This window comes from Acetatifactor sp. (genome assembly GCF_982438285.1).
Window position 1 is genome coordinate 1 of record NZ_CEWDFQ010000206.1, and the last position, 5,515, is coordinate 5,515.

The following is a 5,515-nucleotide window of genomic DNA, read 5'->3' on the forward strand; positions in this document are numbered from 1 at the left end:
GAGTCATTTTTTTTCGCATCAGTCAGCACTCCTTGTTTTGCTCTTATTTCATTATTATAGCACTCTGTTCTTTCGATTTTCCATCGCCACATTACTTTCTGAGGTTTCTTCTCGGCGCCCTTTTTCTTACTGTGTCATTACGATGTCCGCACGCTCCACCATTGCGGCAACCGTTTCATCAATATCCTGTCCGCCGCTTAAGTATTTGTCAGCCTCTTCCTTTAGAATCGCTGCAATCTCATTATTTTGGGCGGGAGACGTGTAGGGCACATGAGAAGTCCGTTTATCCCAGGTGAAATATGCCCTCATGGACTCTACATCAAACAGCTCCTCCTGATCACCTACTATATTAGAAATAACCAGCTCCGTATCCGCCATTTTGTAGGAAGGTATCTGTCCCATAATTGCAATTCCTTCCGTGGTCATGAAGCGGAGGAATTTGTAAGCTGCTTCCTTTTCCGCATCTGTAGCGTTGGCGCTGACCGCAAAAACATCCGAACCGTCACGTTCTACGCCTACCGGACTATCCATGAAGCGGGGCAGCATTGCTACAGCCGTTTTGAATTCATGAGGATAGGTATCCAGGGAACGGGCACTTGCCAAATTGGCAATTGTCGTCACTACCATGGCCGCATTCCCGTTAAAGAATTCCGACATATAGTTTAAACTTCCCGTGGTATAATCCACATAGGAAATTTCTGTTTTATCAATATTTTCCAGCTGGTTTTTAAATTCAAGCCAGGCTTTGAGCGTAGGGTCATCCAGATTGTGGGTGTTCTCGTCCTTAAACAAAGGATTGTCATCCTTACAGAGCGCTGTCCCCAGATAATACATCACAGGGTCTGTCCAGAAGGGCATTACGGAACCGTATCTCTTCTTGCCGTCCACAGTCCTGGTCAGTTTTTCCGCATATTCCGCATATTCTTCCCAGGTCCACTCAAGCGGCGGAACCTCCAGGCCTGCTTCTTCCAAGGCATCTACATTTAGCAAAATCACATTGGCGGTGCTTGTTCCGGGAAGTCCGTAGACAGCGCCACTGTATTCACAATTAATGCGATAATCATCCATGGAAGCGCCATCCGCCTCCATGTACTCGTCAAGCGGGGCAAACAGTCCCTTCGACGCACGGGAAATATACTGAGGAAGGCCCGTGTTGGCAATGATCGTGGAAGTGTCCCCTGTCAACAGCAGCATATCATATTTCTGGGTATAATCATCGCTTTTGCTTGTGGGCTGCGTTTCCAACACCACCTCTATTTCAGGATATATTTTGTTAAATTCAGCCACTACCTGGTTGAACCGTTCAATCATATCCGTATCATTCTCTGCGATCCAGTAGCTGTAGGTAATACTGACGGGTTCTGCCGAAGAAGCAGCCTCCTCCGAATCCTGTGCGTCAGAAGTCGCGGAAAAGTCTGCCGCTTCTGAATTTCCTGTGTCTGTAAGCGCTTTATTTGCGCCGCATCCGCTCAAGGCAGTCATGGACAGCAATGCTGCCAGGCAAACACTTAATACTCGTTTCTTCATCCTGTTACCTCCTTAAAAATGTTTTGTTCTTATTTAACCTTTTACCGCGCCCACGGCTATACCGTCGATAACCTGAGATTGGAAAAGAATAAATACAATAATCAGCGGAAGGGTAGCAACAACCGCTCCGGCCATCACCAGAGAATAAATAGGCGACAGTCCGTCTGCAGCGGCAAACTGCTGTACTGCAAGCTGAACCGTAAACTTTTCTGAGCTTCTTAAAAAAACAAGTGGTCCTTGAAAATCATTCCACGACCAAACGGTTTTTAATATGGCCAAGGTTGCCAGCGCCGGCTTCATCATCGGTAAAATAATTTTTGTAAAAATAGCCGCATGACTGGCGCCGTCAATACGGGCCGCTTCACAGATAGAATCCGGAATGCCCATCAAAAACTGGCGCAGCATAAATACTCCATAAACGGAAAAGGATTCCATCAAAATCAAAATGGTAAGCGTATCATATAAATGCAGCTTCTGCGCAATCACAAACCTCGGTATCAGTAAAAGCTGAGGAGGAATCATCATCAGCGCTACAAACGCCAGAAAAAGAGAGTCCCGTCGAGGAAATCTGATTTTCGTAAATCCATACGCGCACATGGCACCTGCCAAAAGGCTGAGCACCACAGTACCCCCTGTCTGTATAAAAGAATTCACATAGTTTAGAAAAAATCTGTTTTCCAAAAGCACAGTGCTGTAGTTTGCCACCGCATTCCAGTGTCTGGGAATCCATTCGATAGGATAATTGAATACGTCTGCCTCTACCTTGCACGAAGCTGAAATCATCCATAGAATTGGCATTATCATGCAAAAGGAAAGCCCGGTAAAAATAACTGTGCACAGTAATTTTCTAATATCCAATTTTTTACAACTCTTTCTTCCTTTTTCCCACAGAAACATTTTGCTCCTCCTTCCCTGTCAAATCCATCACTCCACGTCCATGCTCTGAAATTTCCATTGCAGCGCCGTAACAATAAAAATTAATACAAACAGAACCCACGCCATACTGCTGGCATATCCCATTTTGTAATAATTAAACGCGGAATTATAAACGTAATACGCCAGCACGCTGGAGGAAGAGCCAGGCCCCCCCTGTGTGGTCACCGCAATTTGGTCGAAGGCTTTAAAGGAACCGATAATTCCCGTAACCATTAGGAAGAATACCGTGGGGCGGACCATTGGCAGGGTAATTTTAAAAAACTGTGTGATATTTCCGGCTCCATCGATACTTGCAGATTCATACAATTCTTTGGAAACACCTTTTATGGCAGCCAAATACACGATAATGTAGTATCCCAGATCACGCCAGACCGTCAGTAAAATAATGGAAGCAAGCGCCCATTTGCTGTCCCCGAACCATCCCGGTGGGTTTTCCACGCCAATAGCGCGAAGCATCTGATTTACAGGCCCGTTTGTGGGCTGCAGAAGCGCTTTGAAAACCACGGAAACCGCCACCAGACTGGAAATATAAGGTATAAAGAACGCCACCTTAAAGTAACTGCTTCCATAGACAAATTTATCAATCAGTACGGCACATACAATCCCCAGGCTTAATTCCAGCACTACCGTTGCCACTGAAAAAACAATGGTATTCCAAAAGGATTCTTTAAATACTGCATCCTTCCAGATATTGACATAATTCTTAATTCCCACAAGATTGATATTGTTAAGCCCTGACAGCATATCCCAGTCGGAAAAGCTCAAATACAGCGAAAACAATACTGGAATTATGGTAAAAATCATCATTCCTATCACCTGGGGCATGATAAACAGCAAGGCGTTCAAATATTCACTTCTTTTCTTGCTGTTAGCTTTGCCAGATCTGCACAACTTTCTTCCAATGCTCATCCTCTCACTCCTTATTTCTCATATGACCCCACTATAAATCTGCTCGCTATCGCAGGTTACCACAACTTGATTTCCCCTTACTGACGCCTGAAAGGAATGCTTCAGCTGCTTTTGTACATATTCCCGCTCCTTGCCGCTGAATACCGCACAGGCAAAATAATGCGTTCCCGGCTCCAGTTCCTTTTTCAATACCGGAAGAAAGGTTCTTTCAAACAAAATGTTTGTATTTGCAACCGGACAGCATATGATGGCTTCACGATCCTGAAACAAATCCTCCAGAACCGTCACATACCCCTCAGAAGCGTATTTCACCCCATGAGCCGAAGCAGGATATTCGTACGCGTTGATTTCCAACGTGCGGGGAATACAAAAACCGCCCTCAATAGTTGACAGCGCCATCTCCGTTTCCAGCCTGTGCACACGTACATGCCAGCCGTCCCATGGAAGCAAGAGGGTCTTTGCCCTGACCTGATTTTGAAACATATTCCACTGCAGCAATATATATCTGTCAGATAGGGAAAGCAGTTCCTGTTTTGTCCGAAAGCTATAGTTCTCCTCTCCCCTCATTGACAGTGCCAGAATGGAATCAAAGGCTCCATCCTTTTCCGATGTGTGCCCTCGCTGTATACTGAACCCAGCTTGGGTGGAATAAGCAAATTTGTTATATTTGTCAGGAAAATTCCCAAAGTAATACCCGCTTCGCGTATTCCGAAGCTTTGTGCCGGATAGCAATATCACATTTTTATCCGGGTCATTGCGCTGTATCAAAAAACCCGGGCGCCTTTGCGCGTAGCAGCTTTTTTCACAATGGACAGGAGTCTCCTGCGCCTGCCAAAACGGATGGTTTTTCTCCAGCGCAAGAATCAAAAAGGGTTTCATCGCCCAATATGCGCCTCCAGGCGAATTATAGTCCTCGCTCATCACCCCATTGGGATAAGCATAGCCCACCGACAAAATTCCGTCCCGCTCAAAAATCGGCTGTTTCAGCCACCACCGCAAATTCTGGAAAATAATGTGTCTGCTCTCCCCATAAGGAATGGCTTCTATGCCCGCATACGCCAAAGCCGCATACGCGCTGGTCTGGGCAAATCGATATACCAAGCTGCGCCCGTAGGGTATCATACTCCCCTCTTCGCTAAACCAGTACTTCATCTGCCGTGCATGTTCTATCAGACGATTTTTGAATCGTTCACACCTCTCTTTGTCAGTATCCCTCCGAAATTTGTAATAAATAGCGCCGTAAAACTGAAAAGCCCATGCGTTATAATAATCGAAGCTGCCATTTTGCCCATCCTCATACCAGCCTTCCCCTCGATATAACTGTTCAATGTTTTGCAACGTCCGTTCAAACTGCTCCTTGTCATACTCCAACGACAGCTGTTCAAATGCCAGGCCTACAAGAATCCTGAAGAAATTCCAATTATTGTTTCCAACCTGATACACAAATATCTGATTCAGCCAATGATACATGTTTTCCTTTGCTTTCTGTGGGAGCGGTACCCAAAAGGTTTCTTTATTTAAAATCAAAGCAAATGCCAGCGCCGCCATTTCCACCAAACGCTGATCAAAATTGCGCGCATCACCAAAATACTCTTCATCCTGGGGATCTACTCCATGCTCCAGCCCCTGAAGATACCGCCTTGTCAGATTACTGGAAAAACCGCCTGCTGTGTATGGCGCAAGCCCCCATAATATCCTTAAAAAGCTTTCACACTCATTTGCCCGCACTGAGTAGTGGCAGCCCCCGTTCCCGAGCCGCAGCCCGGCATTTCCCCGAGTGTAATAAGAAATTAACGGATTTGTCATTGCCTGGAACAAATCTGCCAACTGCTGCCTTGTGTTGATTGGAAGCTTACTGTATTCCGTTTTCTTATCCATCATTTTATCTCTGTTTTCCATCTCTTGCCTCCGATAACGTTATTATATCAGTCAAAAAAAGCGAAATCTGTGCACTGGTTTTTGCAATTTGTATCTTTTCTTTTGGTTTTGGAACGTAAAAAGACTTTCTGGGAAATCTTATTTTCTGCTTGACAATCAATGGCTTTTTATTTATTATTTTAATGTTGAAATAACGATGCGTGGCTCAGCTTGGTAGAGCGCTGCGTTCGGGACGCAGAGGTCGCAGGTTCAAATCCTGTCGCAT

At 45.3% G+C, this 5,515-nt stretch carries 4 protein-coding genes; all 4 read right to left on the reverse strand.

Annotated elements, in window-relative coordinates; genetic code table 11:
• Window positions 1-126: 126 nt before the first annotated feature.
• A complete protein-coding gene (locus AC1WIP_RS10540) occupies window positions 127-1,527 on the reverse strand; it encodes an extracellular solute-binding protein (protein WP_481141786.1) in 1,401 nt (466 codons plus the stop codon).
• Window positions 1,528-1,560: 33 nt separating this feature from the next.
• The gene (locus AC1WIP_RS10545; protein WP_481141787.1) at window positions 1,561-2,310 is read right to left on the reverse strand and encodes a carbohydrate ABC transporter permease; all 750 of its coding nucleotides are present in this window, start codon (window positions 2,308-2,310) and stop codon (window positions 1,561-1,563) included.
• 141 nt (window positions 2,311-2,451) lie between these two features.
• Window positions 2,452-3,372: a carbohydrate ABC transporter permease gene (locus AC1WIP_RS10550; protein ID WP_481141788.1), complete on the reverse strand. Its 921-nt coding sequence runs from the start codon at window positions 3,370-3,372 to the stop codon at window positions 2,452-2,454.
• Between the two features lie 18 nt (window positions 3,373-3,390).
• Window positions 3,391-5,271, reverse strand: a complete 1,881-nt coding sequence (locus tag AC1WIP_RS10555) for a DUF2264 domain-containing protein (protein ID WP_481141789.1) — start codon at window positions 5,269-5,271, stop codon at window positions 3,391-3,393.
• Between the last annotated feature and the right edge of the window lie 244 nt (window positions 5,272-5,515).